The sequence below is a fragment of the Streptomyces sp. GESEQ-35 genome (assembly GCF_017948485.1).
GTDB lineage: Bacteria > Actinomycetota > Actinomycetes > Streptomycetales > Streptomycetaceae > Streptomyces.
This window is the reverse complement of record NZ_JAFFSX010000007.1, coordinates 339,852-358,772: the sequence shown is the minus strand read 5'-3', so window position 1 is coordinate 358,772 and position 18,921 is coordinate 339,852. Positions and strand designations below refer to the sequence as shown.

17 protein-coding genes are annotated in these 18,921 nt (G+C 70.8%); 9 read left to right on the top strand and 8 right to left on the bottom strand.

Annotated elements, in window-relative coordinates:
* Positions 1 to 9: 9 nt before the first annotated feature.
* The 5 genes from KCH87_RS17155 to KCH87_RS17135 all read right to left on the bottom strand — a co-directional run bounded on the left by KCH87_RS17155 (position 10) and on the right by KCH87_RS17135 (position 6,374).
* The gene (locus KCH87_RS17155; protein ID WP_210586966.1) at positions 10 to 3,132 is read right to left on the bottom strand and encodes an efflux RND transporter permease subunit; all 3,123 of its coding nucleotides are present in this window, start codon (positions 3,130 to 3,132) and stop codon (positions 10 to 12) included.
* Between the two features lie 157 nt (positions 3,133 to 3,289).
* A complete protein-coding gene (locus KCH87_RS17150; protein WP_210586965.1) occupies positions 3,290 to 3,973 on the bottom strand; it encodes a response regulator transcription factor in 684 nt (227 codons plus the stop codon).
* On the bottom strand, positions 3,970 to 5,190 hold the full coding sequence (locus tag KCH87_RS17145; RefSeq protein WP_210586964.1) for a sensor histidine kinase: 1,221 nt from the start codon (positions 5,188 to 5,190) through the stop codon (positions 3,970 to 3,972). Before KCH87_RS17145 ends, KCH87_RS17150 begins: the two co-directional genes overlap by 4 nt.
* Positions 5,191 to 5,287: 97 nt before the next feature.
* Positions 5,288 to 5,566 (bottom strand): hypothetical protein, encoded by a 279-nt coding sequence (locus KCH87_RS17140; RefSeq protein ID WP_210586963.1) that lies wholly within the window; start codon positions 5,564 to 5,566, stop codon positions 5,288 to 5,290.
* A 19-nt stretch (positions 5,567 to 5,585) separates the two neighbouring features.
* The gene (locus tag KCH87_RS17135; RefSeq protein WP_247196314.1) at positions 5,586 to 6,374 is read right to left on the bottom strand and encodes a PspA/IM30 family protein; all 789 of its coding nucleotides are present in this window, start codon (positions 6,372 to 6,374) and stop codon (positions 5,586 to 5,588) included.
* A gap of 276 nt (positions 6,375 to 6,650) precedes the next feature.
* On the opposite strand from KCH87_RS17135, the gene KCH87_RS17130 reads away from it, so the two are divergent.
* The 3 genes from KCH87_RS17130 to KCH87_RS17120 all read left to right on the top strand — a co-directional run bounded on the left by KCH87_RS17130 (position 6,651) and on the right by KCH87_RS17120 (position 9,363).
* Positions 6,651 to 7,250: a DUF3043 domain-containing protein gene (locus KCH87_RS17130; RefSeq protein WP_210586961.1), complete on the top strand. Its 600-nt coding sequence runs from the start codon at positions 6,651 to 6,653 to the stop codon at positions 7,248 to 7,250.
* An 86-nt stretch (positions 7,251 to 7,336) separates the two neighbouring features.
* A complete protein-coding gene (locus tag KCH87_RS17125; RefSeq protein ID WP_210586960.1) occupies positions 7,337 to 8,038 on the top strand; it encodes a bifunctional 2-polyprenyl-6-hydroxyphenol methylase/3-demethylubiquinol 3-O-methyltransferase UbiG in 702 nt (233 codons plus the stop codon).
* 239 nt (positions 8,039 to 8,277) lie between these two features.
* Positions 8,278 to 9,363, top strand: a complete 1,086-nt coding sequence (locus KCH87_RS17120) for a S1C family serine protease (protein WP_210586959.1) — start codon at positions 8,278 to 8,280, stop codon at positions 9,361 to 9,363.
* A gap of 42 nt (positions 9,364 to 9,405) precedes the next feature.
* Here KCH87_RS17120 and KCH87_RS17115 read toward each other — a convergent pair whose 3' ends face one another.
* Complete coding sequence (locus tag KCH87_RS17115) at positions 9,406 to 9,618, bottom strand: hypothetical protein (protein WP_210586958.1); 213 nt, start codon at positions 9,616 to 9,618, stop codon at positions 9,406 to 9,408.
* Between the two features lie 152 nt (positions 9,619 to 9,770).
* On the opposite strand from KCH87_RS17115, the gene KCH87_RS17110 reads away from it, so the two are divergent.
* Entirely contained in the window at positions 9,771 to 10,973 is a 1,203-nt protein-coding gene (locus KCH87_RS17110) for a bifunctional adenosylcobinamide kinase/adenosylcobinamide-phosphate guanylyltransferase (protein WP_210586957.1), read from the top strand.
* A 12-nt stretch (positions 10,974 to 10,985) separates the two neighbouring features.
* Here KCH87_RS17110 and KCH87_RS17105 read toward each other — a convergent pair whose 3' ends face one another.
* Positions 10,986 to 11,681: a class I SAM-dependent methyltransferase gene (locus tag KCH87_RS17105; protein WP_210586956.1), complete on the bottom strand. Its 696-nt coding sequence runs from the start codon at positions 11,679 to 11,681 to the stop codon at positions 10,986 to 10,988.
* A 140-nt stretch (positions 11,682 to 11,821) separates the two neighbouring features.
* Between KCH87_RS17105 and cobT the strand changes: the two genes are divergently transcribed.
* Genes cobT through KCH87_RS17090 form a run of 3 tightly spaced genes read left to right on the top strand, consistent with a single transcriptional unit; the run spans position 11,822 to position 15,471 of the window.
* Positions 11,822 to 12,913, top strand: a complete 1,092-nt coding sequence (cobT, locus tag KCH87_RS17100) for a nicotinate-nucleotide--dimethylbenzimidazole phosphoribosyltransferase (protein WP_210586955.1) — start codon at positions 11,822 to 11,824, stop codon at positions 12,911 to 12,913.
* Between the two features lie 41 nt (positions 12,914 to 12,954).
* A complete protein-coding gene (locus KCH87_RS17095; RefSeq protein WP_210586954.1) occupies positions 12,955 to 14,745 on the top strand; it encodes a phosphatidylglycerol lysyltransferase domain-containing protein in 1,791 nt (596 codons plus the stop codon).
* Between the two features lie 24 nt (positions 14,746 to 14,769).
* On the top strand, positions 14,770 to 15,471 hold the full coding sequence (locus tag KCH87_RS17090) for a hypothetical protein (protein ID WP_210586953.1): 702 nt from the start codon (positions 14,770 to 14,772) through the stop codon (positions 15,469 to 15,471).
* Here the strand turns inward: KCH87_RS17090 and KCH87_RS17085 are convergent.
* On the bottom strand, positions 15,408 to 16,175 hold the full coding sequence (locus KCH87_RS17085; RefSeq protein WP_210586952.1) for a hypothetical protein: 768 nt from the start codon (positions 16,173 to 16,175) through the stop codon (positions 15,408 to 15,410). The genes KCH87_RS17090 and KCH87_RS17085 overlap by 64 nt on opposite strands.
* A 75-nt stretch (positions 16,176 to 16,250) precedes the next feature.
* Between KCH87_RS17085 and KCH87_RS17080 the strand changes: the two genes are divergently transcribed.
* Positions 16,251 to 17,033, top strand: a complete 783-nt coding sequence (locus KCH87_RS17080; protein ID WP_210586951.1) for an adenosylcobinamide-GDP ribazoletransferase — start codon at positions 16,251 to 16,253, stop codon at positions 17,031 to 17,033.
* Between the two features lie 289 nt (positions 17,034 to 17,322).
* Complete coding sequence (locus KCH87_RS17075) at positions 17,323 to 18,855, top strand: leucyl aminopeptidase (RefSeq protein WP_210586950.1); 1,533 nt, start codon at positions 17,323 to 17,325, stop codon at positions 18,853 to 18,855.
* Positions 18,856 to 18,921 lie beyond the last annotated feature (66 nt).

Sequence of the window (18,921 nt, the reverse complement as noted above, 5' to 3'; positions counted from 1 at the left end):
ATCAGGCCGTCACACGCCCGCGGGCTCCGGCTCCTCGGAAGCCTGCGTCGGCTGGGAGGGCAGCTTCGCCTGCCTCTTCGCCGCGCGCTTCTTCGCCCGGCGCTCCTTGCGGAGCTCCAGCATCGCGTACAGCGTCGGGACCAGAAGCAGGGTCAGCAGTGTGGAGCTGATCAGACCGCCGATCACGACCACCGCCAGCGGCTGGGCGATGAAGCCGCCCTCGCCGGTGACACCGAGCGCCATCGGGAGCAGGGCGAAGATGGTCGCCAGGGCCGTCATGAGGATCGGGCGCAGCCGGTGGCGGCCACCCTCGACGACCGCCTCCACGACGCCGTAGCCCTGTCTGCGGTACTGGTTGATGAGGTCGATCAGCACGATCGCGTTCGTCACCACGATGCCGATCAGCATCAGCATGCCGATCATCGCGGGGACGCCCAGCGGAGTACCCGTCGCGACCAGGAGGCCGATGGCGCCCGTTGCCGCGAAGGGTATGGAGACCAGCAGGATCAGCGGCTGGACCAGCGAGCGGAACGTCGCCACCAGCAGCATGAAGACGATGGCGATCGCCGCCAGCATCGCCAGGCCCAGGTTGGCGAACGCGTCGTCCTGGTCCTCGGAGACGCCGCCGATCGCGGCCGTGGCGCCGTCCGGGAGGTCCAGTCCGTTTATCTTGGACTGGAGGTCCGTGCTCACCGCGCCCGTGTTGTCGCCGGTCGGCCTGGCCGTGATGGTGGCCGCACGCTGACCGTCGATGCGGGTCATCGACACCGGCCCGTCGACCATCCGGACCGTCGCGATGTCGGACAGCTGCACCGGGCCGAGGCGCAGCGCCCTGAGCTCCGCCAGCGTCTCGGCCGGCTTCGCCGACCTGATGACGACGTCACGTTCGGTGTCGTCCAGGGTTGCCTTGGCGGCGGTGGTGCCCTTGACCGCCTCGGCGACGGCCGCCCCGAGGGTCGTGTCGTTGAAGCCCGCCGCGGCCGCCTTGTCGTTGGCCCTGACCGAGATACGCGGCACGCTCTGCGCCAGGTCGCTGGTCACGTCGGTGACGTCGTCGAGACCGGCGACCGTCTTGCGGACCTCCTCCGCGGCCTCGCCCAGCACATTGGCGTCGGCCGCCTTCACGACGACGCTCAGGTCCTGGCTGCCGAAGCCGTCACCGGCCGCGATGGTCGTCGTACCGATGCCGGAGAGCTTCTTCAGGCCGTCCTCGATACCGGTCTGCACGTCGTCGTACGACGCCGAGTCCTCCAGCATCACCTGGTACGACGCCTGGTTGGTGTCCGTGCCGCCGCCGAAGGCCGCCAGGAAGCCGGACGAGCCGATGGTGACCTGGTAGTCCTTCACGCCCTCGACGGAGCCGAGCAGCTTCTCGACCTTCTTCGCCTGCTCGTCGGTGGCCGCCAGGCTGGTGCCCGGCTTCAACTCCTGCTTGACGGTGAGGACTTCCTGCTCGCCCTGGTCGAAGAAGTTGGTCTTCAGCAGCGGCGTCATGCCGAACGTACCGATGAGGATCACGATCGCGAGCGCCACGCTGGTGAGACGGCGGCGGGTCGCGAAGCGCAGGACGGGGACGTAGATGCGCTGGAGGCGGCTCTTGGCCTCCTTCTCCTCCGCCTGGCGGCGGGCCTCGTCGGCGTCCTCCGGCGTGCCCTTGGGGGCGCGCAGGAACCAGTACGACAGGACTGGGACGACCGTCAGCGACACCAGGAGCGACGCCAGCAGGGCCGCCGTCACCGTCAGACTGAACGAGCCGAACAGCTCGCCCACCATGCCGCCGGTCAGGCCGATCGGGAGGAAGACGGCGACGGTGGTGAGGGTCGAGGAGGTCACCGCGCCCGCGACCTCACGGACCGCCTTGAGGATGGCCTCCTCGCGCTCCTCGCCGTATCCGAGGTGCCGCTTGATGTTCTCCAGGACCACGATCGAGTCGTCGACGACGCGGCCGATGGCGATGGTGAGCGCGCCGAGCGTCAGCATGTTGAGGGAGAGGTCCCTGGTCCACAGGACGATCAGGGCCAGCACCACCGACAGCGGGATGGAGACCGCGGTCACCAGCGTCGAGCGGATCGACGCCAGGAACACCAGGATGACGAGGACCGCGAAGAGCAGACCGAGCCCGCCCTCGGTGGTCAGACCCGAGATGGACTTCGAGACCGCCGGGCCCTGGTCGCTGACGACCGTGATGGTGGCCCCGGTGCCCAAGTCCTTCCGCATGTCCGCGAGTTTGTCCTCGACGCCGTTCGAGATCGCGACCGCGCTGCCGTCCTGGTCCATGGTGACGCTCACGGCGAGGCTGGGCCTGCCGTCGGTGCGGGTGATGGAGTCGGCGGTGGCCTGCTCCTGCTCGACGGTCGCCACATCGGCGAGGCGCACCGGATCGCCGCCGGCCTCGCCGGTGACCATCAGGTCCTGGATCTGCTTCAGGGACGTGAAGCCGCCGCCGACCTGGACGGTGCGGTTGTTGCCGTCCTCGTCGAAGGAGCCGGCCGGGACGGTCGTGCCGCCCGCCTGGAGCGCCTGGGACAGGGCCACCGAGCTCAGGCCCGCCTTCGCGAGCTTCGCCTGGTCCGGGGTGACGGTGACCTGGAGGTCGCGTACGCCGTCGACGGTGACCTGTCCGACGCCGTCGATGTCCTTCAGGTCCGCTACGACGGTCCGGTCGAGCTGGTCGGCGAGGGCCTGCTGGTCCTTGTCGGAGGTGACGGCGAGGACGACGGTCGGGATGTCGTCCGTGGAACCGGCGACGACCTGCGGGTCCACGTCGTCCGGGAGCTGGACGCGGGCCCGGTTGACGGCCTGCTGGACATCGGCGACGAGCTGCTTGGTGTCGTTGCCGTAGTCGAAGGAGGCCATGATCAGGGCGTTGCCCTCGCTGGCCGTGGAGGTGACACCGGTGATGGCGTCGACGCCCTCGAGGGAATCCTCGATGGGTTCGACGACCTGCTTCTCGACCACGTCCGGGGACGCGCCCTGGTACGGGGCGAGCACGGACACCATGGGAAGTTCGATGGAGGGCAGCAACTGCTGCTTGAGCTGTGGAATCGCGATCGCTCCGAAGGCGAGCGCGATGATCGACATCAGCCCTATGAGGGCCCGTTGCGCGAGGCTGAATCTTGACAGCCAGGACATGGGTCAGCGTCTCTCTTCTGTGGCCGAGCGGAGGAAGGGGGGGGGCAAGTGAGCGCCCGCCCCTACACCCTGAGCCATCGACAGACGGCGATCCGTCGCCCCTGGGTCCCGTTCCTTATCCCGCGCATACTCCGGCCGCAGTACGACCGGGTGGAGCTCAGTCCACCCTTGGACGTACCAGCCCCGATTCGTACGCGATCACCACGAGCTGTGCCCGGTCCCGGGCGCCGAGCTTGGCCATGGCCCGGTTGACGTGCGTCTTCACGGTCAGCGGACTGACTTCGAGGCGTTCGGCGATCTCGTCGTTGGAGTGGCCGCCGGCGACCTGGACCAGCACCTCGCGCTCCCGCCCGGTGAGCGCGTCGAGGCGTTCGGCGCGGGCGGGGTCGCGGTCGTCGTCCGCCCCGTCGCCCTGGGCGAGGAAGCGGGCGATCAGGCCCTTGGTGGCGGCCGGGGACAGCAGCGCCTCCCCGCCGGCCGCGATCCGGATCGCGTTGAGGAGTTCCTCGGGTTCGGAGCCCTTGCCGAGGAAGCCGGAGGCGCCCGCGCGCAGCGACTGCACCACATAGTCGTCGACCTCGAAGGTCGTCAGTATCACCACCCGGACATGGGCGAGGCTCGGGTCGGCGCTGATCATGCGGGTGGCCGCGAGCCCGTCCGTACCCGGCATACGAATGTCCATCAAGACGACGTCCGCGCGCTGTTCCTTGGTCAGGCGTACCGCCTCCGCGCCGTCGCACGCCTCGCCGACCACCTCCATGTCCGGCTCGGAGTCGACGAGCACACGAAAGGCGCTGCGGAGCAGCGCCTGGTCGTCGGCGAGCAGGACACGGATGGTCATACGGAGTCCTTCGCTGGGCTGGTGCGGGTCTTGACCGGCAGGATCGCATGCACGCGGAAACCGCCGCCGTACCGGGGACCGGTGGTGAGGGTGCCGCGCAGGGCGGTGACCCGCTCCCGCATGCCGATCAGCCCGTGTCCGCCGCCCGCGTCGGGGGTGTCGTCCTCCCCGGCACCGTTGTCGAGCACCGTGACCTCGACGTTGGGACCCACGCGTACGACGCTGACCTCGGCCTTGGCCTCGGTGCCGGCGTGCTTCTGCACATTGGTGAGGGCTTCCTGGATGACGCGGTAGGCGGCGAGGTCGACGGCGGCGGGCAGGCTGGTGCCGTGGTCGGTGCGGGCGACCTCGACATGCAGTCCGGCGCTGCGGAAGGTGCCGACGAGTTCATCGAGGCGGACCAGGCCGGGTGCGGGTTCGGTCGGCGCCTCGGGGTCGTCGGACTGACGCAACAGGCCGACGGTTGCGCGCAGTTCGTTGAGCGCGGAGCGGCTGGCCTCCCGTACGTGGGCCAGCGCCTCCTTGGCCTGGTCGGGCCGCTTGTCCATGACATGGGCGGCGACTCCCGCCTGGACGTTGACCAGGGCGATGTGGTGGGCGACCACGTCATGCAGATCGCGGGCGATCCGCAGACGCTCCTCGGCGACCCGGCGCCGGGCCTCCTCCTCGCGGGTGCGCTCGGCCTTCTCGGCGCGCTCCTGGATGGCGTGCACGACGGCACGGCGGCTGCGGACCGCGTCGCCCGCGGTGGCGCCGATGCCGGTCCAGGCGAAGATGGCGAGGTTCTCCTGGGCGTACCAGGGGAGCGGGCCTGCGAGCATCGCGGCGCCGGTCAGCACGGTCATGGTGAGCAGGCCGACGCGCCAGGTGGTGTGCCGGTCGGTGCTGGCGGCGACGGTGTAGAGCGCGATGACCGCGGACATGGCCACGGGGGCGCGCGGGTCGCCGGTGAGGCTCTCGATGACCGAGAGGGTGCCGGTGACGGCGAGGACCGTCATGGGGACGCGGCGACGGAAGACCAGGGCTGCGGCGCCGAACGTCATGAGGACGAGGCTGAGGGCGTCGGGGGTGCGCACTCCCCAGGTGACGCCGTGTTCGCCGTGCGGGTCGACGAAGGAGCTGGCCACCATGCAGACGAGCACGGCGGCCGCGAGTACCGCGTCCAGCGCCGGCGAGTGCGCTTGGAGGTGACGCCGGGCACGCTCGATGGTGGTCACGCTGTCCAAAAGTACCGGCGTCGATACCAAGGTCGCCGCCGGACCCCCGGGCCTGTGCCCACCCCGCCACCCGACTCGGTGGGCCGGGACGTGGGCCTCACCCCGGAATCAGCCCGTCGTCGCTCAGCATCTCCCGGACCTCCTCCAGCGTCGCGTCCGGCGACGGCAGGATCAGCTCCGAGGGTTCCAGTGAGTCGTCCGGCAGAGGCTCGCCCAGTTCGCGGACCTTGTGGAGCAGGGCGTGGAGAGTGGCGCGGAAGCCTGGGCCGTCGCCGCTCTCCATTTCCTGAAGGAGTTCGTCGTCCAGCTTGTTCAGCTCGGCGAAGTGGCTGTCGGCCAGCTTCACCTGCCCCTCCCCCATGATCCGTACGATCATGTCGCCCTCCGTTCGGCGATTACTGCTTGTCGAAGCGCGGGGTGTCCTTCGGCTGCTGCTGGGACTGCGACTGGGACTGATCGCTGCCGCCCTCGATCGCCTGCTGCGACGAGGAGCCACCCGCCAGCTCCGACTTCATGCGCTGGAGCTCCAGCTCTACATCCGTACCACCGGAGAGGCGGTCCAGCTCGGCCTGGAGGTCGTCCTTGTGCATTCCGGACTGGTCGTCCAGGGCGCCGGAGGCGAGGAGCTCGTCGATGGCGCCGGCGCGGGCCTGGAGCTGCGCGGTCTTGTCCTCGGCACGCTGGATGGCCATGCCGACGTCGCCCATCTCCTCGGAGATGCCGGAGAAGGCCTCGCCGATTCGGGTCTGGGCCTGGGCGGCGGTGTAGGTGGCCTTGATGGTCTCCTTCTTCGTACGGAAGGCGTCGACCTTGGCCTGGAGGCGCTGGGCTGCCAGGGTGAGCTTCTCCTCCTCGCCCTGGAGGGTCGCGTGCTGCGTCTCGAGATCCGTCACCTGCTGCTGGAGGGCGGCGCGGCGGGACAGCGCCTCGCGCGCCAGGTCCTCGCGGCCCAGGGCGAGCGCCTTGCGGCCCTGGTCCTCCAGCTTGGTGGACTGCTGCTGAAGCTGATTGAGCTGGAGCTCCAGGCGCTTGCGTGAGGTCGCCACGTCGGCGACTCCGCGGCGCACCTTCTGGAGCAGCTCGAGCTGCTTCTGGTACGAGTAATCGAGGGTTTCGCGCGGGTCCTCGGCCCGGTCAAGGGCCTTGTTCGCCTTCGCGCGGAAGATCATCCCCATACGCTTCATGACACCGCTCATGGGCTTCGCGCGCCCCCTTCTGACGGACTCCAGCTCCAGCTGCTGCGACAGAACCCACAGTACGGGCCCTGCATCCATTACCGCACTGTTCGGGGATGGATGCGCTCATCCCCAAGGACGACTGCGTTCGGCCCCGCTCCGGCGTAGGGAGTAGGTGACCCCTTAAGAGCAACGTCCCCTCTGCCCCAGTACGACGACTGGTGTTGCGGGATCGTTCCCCGCGGGGCTGTGGTCCATGCCCCGGACCCCGTACCCTTGGGTTTTGTGTTCCGTAGCCGCTCAAAGGAAGAGAAGGCCGCGCTCGCCGACAAGGCGTCGCTGACCGACTCCACTCAGACCCGTGACCCGCAGGCCCCGAAGGGCAGGCCCACTCCCAAGCGGAGTGAGGCCCAGTCCCAGCGCCGCAGCGTCGCCAATACGTCGACGACCCGCAAGGACGCCTCCAAGCGTCAGCGCGAGGAGCGTCGTGCCGCCATGGACAAGCAGCGCCAGGCGCTGGCCGGCGGCGACGAGCGCTATCTGCCCGCGCGTGACAAGGGGCCGATCCGCAAGTTCGCGCGGAACTTCATCGACTCGCGGTTCAACGTCGCAGAGTTCTTCCTGCCGATGGCCGTGGTCATCCTCGTGCTGAGCATGGTGCGGGTGGGCTCCCTCCAGAACATCGCGCTGCTGCTGTGGCTCGTCGTGATCGTCCTGATCGTGCTCGACTCGATCATGACCTCGGTCCGACTGAAGAAGCAGTTGAACGAACGCTTCCCGGACGAGAACAAGCGCGGCGCCGTCGCCTACGCGCTGATGCGTTCCCTCCAGATGCGCCGGCTCCGGCTGCCGAAGCCGCAGGTCAAGCGCGGAGAGCGGCCCTGACCGGCACGCATTCGTTCTCGGGGGGCGCGGCGGATGCCTGGCTGAGCAAGCTCGGCGGGCTCCGTGACGTCGTACGCCAGGAGCTGGTGGCCCGGCAGCTCGACGAGCAGATAGCGGGCCGGTTCCCGGTCGGGCAGCGGCTGCGGGTGCTCGACGTGGGGATGGGCCAGGGCACGCAGGCGCTGCGACTGGCCCGGGCCGGGCATCAGGTGACCGGTGTCGAGCAGGATCCGAAGATGATCTCCGTGGCGCGGGAGGCCCTGTCCGCCGAGCCGGAGGGGATCCGGGAGCGGATGCGGATCGTCCAGGGCGACGGCCGCGACACCGGCGTGCACTTTCTGCCGGGCAGTTTCGACGTCGTGTTGTGTCATGGCGTGCTCATGTACGTCGACGAGCCCGACCCCCTGCTGGCGGGGCTGGCCCGGATGCTCGCCCAGGGTGGTCTGCTGTCGCTGCTGGTGCGCAACGCGGAGGCGCTCGCGATGCGGCCGGGCCTGTCCGGGGACTGGACGGGCGCGCTGGGCGCCTTCGACACGGTGTCCTACCGGAACCGGCTCGGGCTCGACGTGCGTGCGGACCGGCTGGACGCGCTGGCCGCGACGCTGGCCGGGATCGGGGCGCCGCTGAACGCCTGGTACGGCGTGCGGGTCTTCACGGACACGGCGGCGGACGGGGCGGAGATACCCGGCGAGATCGACGCGCTGCTGGCCGCGGAGGAGCGGGCCGGGCGGACGGATCCGTACCGGCGCGTCGCGGCGCTGCTGCATCTGTGCGGGGTGCGCGGCTGAGCGCTCCGCGGGGGTGCCGTGATGGGTCGTCGGTCGTCTGCGGGGCCGTTGTGGCTGGTCGCGCAGTTCCCCGCGCCCCTTCGGGGCGCTGCCGACCGCAGCGGACTTCGCCTGACCGGCTTAGGCAACCCGAGCGGGAGCCTGACCCCGCGACGCCGGCCTGATCCGCCGGACATGCCCTGAGCCCGTTCGGGTCAACAGCGGGGGACGGACATTCACCCCGCGGAGAGACTCGGGGCATGGACGCTTCCTGTATCCGTGCCCTGCGGCTTGGCGCGCTCGTCGCCGCAGTCGCGTGCTCCCTCGCGCTCGTCTCCGGCTGTTCCGGCTCCGGATCCGCCAAGTCCTCGGGGTCGAAGAAGGACGGCTCGACCACCACGCAGGCGGCCGTGCCGGCGGTGGACAGCGACCTTCAGGACGACTACACGAAGGTGATCAAGGACGTTCTGCCGTCGGTCGTGCAGATCCAGGCCAGGACCGATCTGGGCTCCGGGGTGGTGTACGACGGCCAGGGCCACATCGTCACCAACGCGCACGTCGTCGGGGACGAGAAGACCTTCCAGGTGACGACCGCCAACAGCGAGGACGTACTCACCGCCACGCTCGTCCACGCATACCCGCAGCAGGATCTCGCCGTCATCAAGCTCGACGACGTACCGGACGGTCTCAGGGCCGCGAAGTTCGGGGACTCCTCGAAGGTCGAGGTCGGGCAGATCGTCCTCGCGATGGGCTCGCCGCTCGGGCTGTCGTCGAGCGTGACACAGGGCATCGTCTCGGCGACCGGACGGACGGTCAGCGAGGGCCGGACCGGCGGCGGTACGGGCGCGACCATCGCGAACATGGTGCAGACGTCGGCCGCCATCAACCCCGGCAACAGCGGCGGCGCCCTGGTGAACCTCGACAGCCAGGTCATCGGCATCCCGACGCTCGCCGCCACCGACCCCAACGTCGGGGACAGCGCGGCACCCGGCATCGGGTTCGCGATCCCCGCGTCGATGGTGAAGACCATCGCCGACCAGATCATCAAGGACGGCAGGGTGACGGATTCGGGCCGGGCCGCGCTCGGCATCACCGGCCGTACGGTCGTCGACGACGACTACCAGGCCGCCGGGGTCGCCGTCGTCGAGGTGACGAACGGCGGAGCGGCCGACCAGGCGGGCCTGGCGGCCGGGGACATCATCACCAAGCTCGGCGACACCGGCATCACCACCATCACCTCGCTGACCGAGGCGCTGGCCGGGGAGAAGCCGGGTGACAAGACGACGGTGACGTTCTCGCGCAACGGGGCCGAGAAGACGGTGGATGTGACGCTGGGTGAGCAGTGAGGAGGAGGCGGCCCGTTACGGTCGCCCCCTCCCCCGCCGGTCCTACGCCTCGGCGGCGTCCAGGCTCATCGGGCCGTAGATCTCCGTGGCGTCCTCGAACAGCCGCACCTGGTCCGCACCGCCGGCGAGCAGGTCCTTCCAGTGCTCCCCGATCCAGGACTCCGCGTCCCCCTGCGTGGTGAACTCCTCGGGCTGCACCGCGGGCTGGACCTCCGCGCCGTCGGCCTTCTCGAATCGCCACGTCCATAGGGCCATGTGCGCCTCCCGTGTCTGAGTGGTTACAGAGCAGCAGCGTATGCGGTTGTTCGTCGGCCGCGGGCCGGTGGGGGCTGGTCGCGCAGTTCCCCGCGCCCCTAAAGGGGCGTCCAGTCGCGCGTGACGGCGAGTGAACGGCGAAAATCATCTTCGTGGACGTAACTCTGCTCGGTACCGGTGCCCCCGCGGGACTCCCCCGCCCCTCCTGTCCCTGTGCTGCCTGTGCGACCGCTCTCGGGCCGGATGCGCGGGCTGCGACCGCGTTGCTCGTGGACGGGGCGCTGCTGATCGACCTGACGCCCGGTGCGGCGTTCGCGGCCGCTCGGGCCGGGCGGTCGCTCGGCGGCGTACGGCAGGTGCTGCTCTCGCATCCGCATGACGGGCCGGCGGTCGAGGTGCCGGCGGGGCTGCCGCGGCCCGGGCGGGTGCCGGACGGGCAGGAGTTGGCGCTGCTGACGGGGCATCGGGTGCGGGCGGTGGCGATGGACGCGGGCGGTACGGGGTATGCGGTGACCGGGCCGGACGGGCAGCGGCTGCTGTATGTGCCGCCGGGCAGCGCGCCGGCCGGGCTGGAGGAGGGCAACGGCGAGATGTACGACATGGTCGTCGCCGATGTCGTGGGGCGGCCGGACGCGTTGGCCCGGCTGCGGGCGGCAGGGGCGGTGGGGCCGACGACGGATGTCATCGCCGTACATCTGGATCACGGCGTACCGCCCGGGGCCGAGCTGCGGCGGCGGCTCGCGGCGGCGGGGGCGCGGGCCGTGCCGGACGGGACGACGCTGGTCGTGGGGGTGTACGAGGACGTACCGGATGTGCCGCGGCGGACGCTGGTGCTCGGCGGGGCGCGGTCGGGGAAGTCCGTGGAGGCCGAGCGGCGGCTGGAGGCCTTCGCCGATGTGCTGTACGTCGCGACGGGCGGCACGCGGGACGAGGACAGCGAGTGGGCCGCGCGGGTCACCGCGCACCGGGAGCGGCGGCCCGGGTCCTGGCGTACGGCGGAGACGTGTGACCTGGTGCCGTTGCTGGAGGCCGACGGTGCGCCGTTGTTGATCGACTGTCTCTCCCTGTGGCTGACGGACGCGATGGATTCCGTCGGGGCGTGGGACGACGCGGTGTGGGCGGACGGCGGGCAGCGCGCTGTGCGGGAGCGCGTACGGGAGTTGACCGGGGCCGTGCGGAGGGCTCGGCGGACCGTTGTCGCCGTGTCGAACGAAGTGGGGTCGGGGATTGTGCCGGCCACTGCCTCCGGGCGGCGGTACCGGGATGAGCTGGGGCGGCTGAACGCGGCGTTCGCGGGCGAGTGCGAGCACGTTCTGCTGGTGGTGGCGGGACAGGCTGTCGTGCTGCGGGGCTGAGCCGGGCGCGGGTCAGGACTTGCGGGCGATGATGCGCCGGCGGTCTTTCGAGATGATCGTGCAGCCCCGGGACTCCAGCTCCGTGTGGAGGTTGGCCAGGGGGATCAGATGGGTGTGGCCCGGGTGGGTCTGGGGGCGCCACTGCCTGCCGAGCAGGGTGGCGAACGCGGACTGCGGGTCGGGGGCCTCGATCACCAGGTGGCCGCCGTGGCGGAGGAGCGTGAGCGCGGCGTCGAGTTCCTTGCGGGGGTCGGCCGTGTGGTGCAGGTGGTTGAGGAGGCTGATCACGTCGTAGCGCGCGCGGAGGAGGGTCGTGATGGCAGGGTCCGGCAGGTTGCCCACGTAGGCCTCTTCGATGCGGTCCGCCCTGCGCGCCCGCATCACGCGCGCGGTGGGGTCCAGACCGTCGAAGGACGTGTACGGGAAGAACTCCCGCGCCGTTTCCGGGAAGCCGGCGTCGCCCGTGCCCACGTCCAGCCAGTTCTCCGGCTCGGGCCTCAGGCGCAGCATCGCGAGGGCGGTGCGGCGGTGTTGGCGGCGGGTGCCGGAACACGGCCTTACATGCTCTTCCAACAACCTTTCCTCGACGGCGCGTTGGGGGTTCCGGAACACGTGCGCGCAGTCACGGCACTCGTCCACCGTGCCGGTACGGGCGCGCAGGTGTTTCGAACCGCACCAGGGGCAGTCGTCGCGGCGTGCGGGTGGCATGGGCGGCTCCCCTGAAGACGTACGACATTCCACTGCAAAACGGAACGTATGGGATCGCGATCTTGGGCGCAATGACGTCACGCGCGCGTGGTGGTGATGTGGCGCCGTTCCGTTCGATCGGGGCCGGTACTGTTCGGCGAATGAGCTCGCTTAATCTCGACGACTTCACCGATCTGATCGAGCGCCCCGACGGCGGGGTGCGCCGCGATGCGGAGGCGCGCCGGGGGCGTCAGATCGTGCCGCCCGGAGCGCTGGGCCGCCTCGACGAACTGGGCGAGTGGCTGGCCGCGGCACAGGGCGCCGTACCGGTACGGCCGGTCGAACGGCCGCGCGTGGTGCTGTTCGCCGGCGACCACGGCGTCGCCGAACTGGGCGTCTCCGCGCGGCCGGCGGGCAGCGCCGGGGCGCTGGTGCGGGAGGTCCTGGAGGGCGGCCGTCCGGTCTCGGTCCTCGCCCGGCGGCTGGGCGTTCCCGTCCGGGTCGTGGACATGGCGCTGGACTGCGATCCGGAGACGTTGCCCGACGAGGTCGTACGGCATCGGGTACGGCGGGGCAGTGGACGGATCGACCTCGAGGACGCCCTGACGGCGGAGGAGGCCGAGGCCGCGTTCCGGGCCGGGGTCGCGGTGGCCGACGAAGAGGCCGACTCAGGTACGGATCTGGTGGTGCTCGGCGATGTGAGCGTGGGCGGGACCACGGCGGCGGGCGTGCTGGTCGCCGCGCTGTGCGGGACCGATGCGTCGGTCGTCACCGGGCGCGGCGGGCTGGCCATCGACGACCTCGCGTGGATGCGGAAGTGTGCCGCGATTCGGGACGCGTTGCGGCGGGCCCGGCCCGTTCTCGGGGATCAGTTGCAGTTGCTGGCGACGGTGGGCGGTGCCGATCTGGCCGCCATGACCGGGTTTCTGCTCCAGAGTGCGGTGCGGAAGATGCCGGTGATTCTGGACGGGGTGGTGGCGGCCGCCTGTGCGCTGGTGGGGCAGCGGATCGCGTTCCGGGCGCCGGACTGGTGGCTGGCCGCGCACAGCAGCGGGGAGCCGGGGCAGGCGAAGGCGCTCGACCGGATGGCCCTGGAGCCGTTGCTCGACCAGGGCGTGAAGGTGGGCGAAGGCGCCGGAGCCCTGCTTGCGCTGCCGTTGGTGCAGGCGGCCGCGGCGCTGGCGGCGGAGCTGCCGGAGCAGGCCGAGGAGCCCGACGAGGTCGAAGAGGCGGAAAAGGCCGAGGACGAGTAGGGGACCGTAATCGGCAAATTTGCCCCATATCATCCCTCCCTATGGGAGACGCCCGCGTTGACGTGAAGTCCGGACCGGACACAGGGCACGGAGCGGCGGCCTCGCGGCGGGCCGCTGCCTTTGCCGTCTGGTACTTGCGGGTCGTCGCGTTCGTCAACTTCCTCAGTGCTGTGTGGGTGTCCCTGGGACAGGACCTGCGGCGGCACAACCAGGAGGACTACTTCACGCCGTATCTGCTGACCGCCGGCTTCGCCTCCGGTGTGTTCACGGTGTTTCTGGCGATCACCATGCGGCGTCGCAAGCGGGCCGCGTGGATTCTGAACCTCGTGCTCAGCGGGCTGTTCCTGTTGTTGCTCGCCTTCATCATGTTCTTCCCGGAGATCCGGCGCCATGCGCAGAACTGGGTCTCCCTGGTCCTCACCGCCGCCTTCGTGGCGTCGCTTCTCGTGGGGCGGCGGGAGTTCTACGCCAAGGGCGACCGGTCCAACCCGAAGCTCGCCGCCGCCGTCGCGGTGGGCGGGCTGCTGGTCTGTTCGCTGCTGGCGGCGCTGTTGGTGACGGTGACCAACCAGGCGCACGACGAGCACCGTTCGACGTTCACCGAGCGCTGGTGGTACGGGACGCTGCGGCTCGTCTCCGTCGTCGCCGACGACGACCGGTTCCCCGGGATCACCAGCCCCAACTGGGTCAACGTCGCCATCAACGTACTGAGCACACTGCTCGTCCTCGCCGTCTTCTACGCCGCCTTCCGCTCCACGCGCGCCGTCGACCCACTCACCGAGGACGACGAGCGGCGGCTGCGGGCGCTGCTGGAGCGGCACGGCGACCGCGACTCGCTCGGGTACTTCGCGCTGCGCCGGGAGAAGAGCGTCGTCTGGTCGCCGACCGGCAAGGCGGGTGTGGTGTACCGGGTCGTGGGCGGTGTCGCGCTGGCGTCCGGGGATCCGGTCGGCGACCCGGAGGCGTGGCCCGGCGCCATCGATCCCTGGCTGGCCCAGGCACGTGCGCACGGTTGGATTCCGGCCGTGATGGGGGCCAGCGAGGAGGCGGGGACCGTGTACGCGCGGCACGGGCTGGACGCGCTGGAGCTCGGTGACGAGGCCGTGGTGGAGGTCGCCGAGTTCACGCTGGAGGGGCGGGCCATACGGACCGTACGGCAGGCGTACAACCGGGTGAAGCGCGCGGGGTACGTCGTACGCATCCGGCGGCACGAGGACATTCCGGCCGACGAGATGACGTACCTGCTGGGGCGCGCGGACGACTGGCGGGACGGGGCCACCGAGCGGGGGTTCAGCATGGCCCTCGGACGGCTCGGGGATCCGGACGACGGGCGGTGCGTGATGCTCGAATGCAGGGATAGCCGCGCTGGGGAAGGTGCGGGCGAGTTGAAGGCGGTGCTCTCCTTCGTGCCCTGGGGGCCGCGCGGCCTCTCGCTCGACCTCATGCGGCGGGACCGCGACGCCGACAACGGGCTGATGGAGTTCATGGTGATCGATCTTCTCCAGCGCGCCCAGGAGATCCAGGTCACCCAGGTCTCACTCAACTTCGCGATGTTCCGCTCGGTCTTCGAACGTGGCGGACGCCTCGGTGCCGGACCGGTGCTGAGGCTGTGGCGGTCGCTCCTCAGCTTCTTCTCGCGCTGGTGGCAGATCGAGTCGCTGTACCGCGCCAACGCCAAGTACCGGCCCATCTGGGAACCGAGGTTCCTGCTCTTCGAGAAGAGCGCGGACCTGCCCCGCATCGGCGTCGCCGCGGCCCGCGCGGAGGGTTTCCTGGAGGCGCCGGGACTGCCGAAGTGGATGCATCGCAGGCACCTGGAGACGCGTAGATGAGGTTGCACGGATGAGGTCGCAGCGATGAGTACGCTCGCCCGCCGGGCCCGCGCCGAATGGGGACCGCTGTATGTCACCGTGCGCGGGGCGATCGCCGAGCGGCGATGGCGGGCGATCCCCATGGCGACCGGCGCCGTGTGTCTGACGGCTCTGCTGCACCTCGTGCACAACCAGTCGTGGGGGTACGGGTTCGTCCAGGACGTGGGGGCCGTGCGGGCCAAGGATCCCCTGGGTCCGGCCCTGCTGCGTACCCCGCTGTCCCTGTTCGTGCCCGCTCTGGACCTGCCGGTGTGGGGAGCCCTCCTCCAGATCCTGCTGGTGTTCGGGATCGCCGAGATCTGTCTGGGGTGGTGGCGGACGCTCGCCATCGCGTACGCGGCCACGCTCGCCGGAACGCTGTACGCGCGCGTGGGGATCGCGCTGGGCCCGGGCGGACTGCTGGGGCTGCCCGCCGCGGACGCCTACGTCGTGGACACCGGGCCGTCGGCGGCCGTGGTGGGGCTCGCCGTGTTCCTCGGCCGGCGCTACCGGGCGTATGCCACCGCTGGGGCGGTGATTCTGGCGATGGTGATCGAGGTGCTGGTGAAGGAGAACCTGGCCGGCAAGGAGCATCTGGCGGCGATCGCCTGCGTGCTGGTGCTGTGTGCCGTGTCGGCGGTGCGTCAGCGGCGGTCGATGGCCCGGACCGGTTCGACGGGGTCGGGTTTGCCGCCGATCAAGTCCTGAAGCCTGCGGCTGGGGCCCGCCCAGCGGCGGTCGTGGCGGTAGGCGCGGCGCAAGGACTTGGCACGGGCGCGGGGACGACGGCGGTAGAGGCGCTTGGCCCACGGGGAGCCGGGGCGGGCCAGCCGGATGCTGCCGACCACGGCGATGATCGGGATGATCACGCCGAAGAGCGCGGTGCGGGCCTTGCCCTTGCTGAGGGCGAGCAGGGAGAAGGCGAAGTTCGTGAGGACGGTGGTGATGACGGTGCCGCGGTCCTGGAGTTCGTCGTCGCTGAGGTCGTTGACGCCGAAGGGCGTGTATCCGACCAGGACCAGGCCGACGAGGGCGGCGGTCAGCACCACGACCTCCACGCTCTTGCGGCCCGCCTCCGTCCAGTAGACGTCGTCGAGATGGAGGATCAGGGCGAACTCGTCGAGGACCAGGCCCGCCCCGATGCCGAAGACCACGGCGGCGAGGGCCGAGCCGAAGCCGCGGTAGCCGCCGGCGACCGCTCCGAAGCCGCCGATGATGGTGAGGACGATTCCGGGGACCACGTGATGGATGTGTACGCCGCCGGCCTGGACGTTGCCGAAGGGGCCCTTGCCCGCACGGATCAGCCGTGTGACGAGCCGGGTGACCAGGAAGGTGACGACGAACGCGAACAGGGCCAGGAGCAGGGGGAGCTTGCCCGGTTCGATGATGTTGCGCTCCAGCCAGTTCCCCATATCTCCGATTTTGCCCGGACTGCGGGCGGGCCGCCCTGCGTATGCGGCGTCCGGGGCCTGTCGTAGCCTTCCCGGATGCCCAGGACCCCGCCCCTGCACGGCCTCCGTTTCGCCTTCGGCACCCTCACCGTGCTGCCCGTGAAGGTGACCCGGTGGGACCGGGAGACCGCGCGGGGCGGCATGCTGTGCGCTCCCCTGGCCGGGGCGGTCGTGGGTGGAGTCGCCGCCGGACTCGGGCTCCTGTTGCTTGTCCTCGGCGCCGGGCCTCTCCTCGCCGCCGTGGCCACCGTCGCCGTACCCGCCGTACTCACCCGTGGGCTGCATCTCGACGGGCTGGCCGACACCGCCGACGGCCTCGGCAGCGGCAAGCCCGCCGAGGACGCGCTGCGGATCATGAAGCAGTCGGACATCGGGCCGTTCGGTGTGATCACGCTCGTGTTCGTGCTCCTCGCCCAGGTGGCCGCGCTGACGGAGGCCTACGACGAGTCCTGGACCTGGGGCGCCTTCGCCGCTCTCGTCTCCGCGACCGCCGGGCGGCTGGCGATGACGACGGCCGCGCGGGCCGGGGTGCCCGCCGCACGGCCGGAGGGGCTGGGGGCCGCGGTCGCCGGAGTCGTTCCGGTGCGCGGTGCGGTCCTCGTCGCCCTCGCGGTCACCGGGGCCGCCGCCGGCGCGGGCGCGGCCTTCGGGGCGTACGGCGTCGTCCAGGCAGGAGCCGCCGTGGTCCTCGCCCTCTCCGCCGCCGAGCTTCTTCTACGGCACTGCGTCCGCCGCTTCGGCGGGGTCACCGGTGATGTCTTCGGCGGGCTCGCGGAGACGGCGGCGACGACGGCGCTCGTCGTTCTGTCGCTGGGGTGACTCGAGTTCTGACACGGGATGACTCGAAATCCCGCTCCCCGTCCTCGCCCCCAGCCGCCGCTCCCTCGCCGACCGGATGGCCGGCACAGCGGGACGCCACCGACAGGTGAACGCCCGCAAGCAGAGCCGACGCACATACGCGCGTAGGCTCGTCCCCGGGTGTTCGCCGACAGGGTGAAGGCCCCGGATGAGTCCGAACCCTCGGCGATGCCCAGGGTCGGCGACGGGCCCGGTCGACCCACCCCCATCGGCCACAGCAACTTCACATCGGAAGCGAGATATCACCACCGTGACTGCTCTCACTCTCAGCACCGCCGCGGCGCCCGGCCTGCGGGCCGACGCGATCGTCGTCGGTGTCGCCAAGGGCTCTGGATCCCGGTCTGGGGACCTGGTCGTCGCACCGGGCGCCGAAGCCGTGGACAAGGCGTACGACGGCAGGCTCGCCGGCGTCCTGGAGACCCTCGGTGCCTCCGGTGCCGAGGGCGAGGTGACGAAGCTCCCCGCGCCGTCGGGCTTCAAGGCACCGCTCGTGGTGGCGGTCGGCCTGGGCGCCGAGCCGGAGAAGGACGCCCAATTCGACGCCGAGACGCTGCGCAAGGCCGCCGGTACGGCCGCCCGTGCCCTGGCCGGCGCCAAGAAGGCCGCCTTCGCCCTGCCGCTCGCGGACGCCGCCGACATCGGTGCCGTCGCGGAGGGCGCGCTGCTGGGCGCGTACTCCTTCGACGCGTACAAGGAGAACGGTAAGGACGCCAAGAACGGCAAGGTGCCGCTCGCCGAGGTCGCCCTGCTCGGCGGCAAGCCCCGCGACAAGGCGCACAAGGCGGCCGTCGAGCGCGCCACCGCCGTCACCGAGGAGCTGAACCGCGCCCGCGACCTGATCAACACCCCGCCGAACGACCTCAACCCGGAGTCCTTCGCCGCCGTCGCCCAGACCGCGGCCAAGGAGCACGGCATCAAGGTGCAGGTGCTCGACGTGAAGGCCCTGGAGAAGGGCGGCTACGGCGGCATCCTCGGCGTCGGTGTGGGTTCGGCCGCCGGCCCCCGGCTGGTCAAGCTGTCGTACACGCACTCCAAGGCGAAGAAGCACCTCGCCTTCGTCGGCAAGGGCATCACCTATGACTCGGGCGGCATCTCGCTGAAGCCGGCCGGCCACAACGAAACGATGAAGTGCGACATGAGCGGTGCGGCCGCCGTCTTCGGCGCCGTCGTCGCCGCCGCGCGCATCGGGCTCGAGGTCAACGTCACCGGCTGGCTGGCGCTGGCCGAGAACATGCCGTCGGGCACCGCGACCCGGCCGGGTGACGTGCTGCGCATGTACAGCGGCAAGACCGTGGAGGTGCTCAACACCGACGCCGAGGGGCGGCTGGTGCTGGCCGACGCGCTGTGGGCGGCGTCGGAGGAGAACCCGGACGCGATCGTGGACGTGGCGACGCTGACCGGGGCGATGGTGCTGGCGCTGGGCAACCGGACGTTCGGTGTGATGGCCAACGACGAGGCGTTCCGTACGGCGATCGTCGAGGCGGCGGAGGAGGTCGGGGAGGCGTCCTGGCCGATGCCGTTGCCGGACCACCTGCGTAAGGGGATGGACTCTCCCACCGCCGACATCGCGAACATGGGTGAGCGGATGGGTGGTGGGCTGGTCGCCGGTCTGTTCCTGCGTGAGTTCGTCGGTGAGGGGATCACCTGGGCGCACATCGACATCGCGGGGCCGGCCTTCAATGAGCAGGGGCCCTTTGGGTACACGCCGAAGGGTGGCACGGGGTCGGCAGTGCGGACGTTGGTGCGGCTTGCCGAGCTGACGGCTGCGGGTGACTTGGGGTGACGTTCGCCCAATAACTCGGTCCCATCCGTTGTAGGGCGGCTGCGGGCGCGTGGGGGCTGGTCGCGC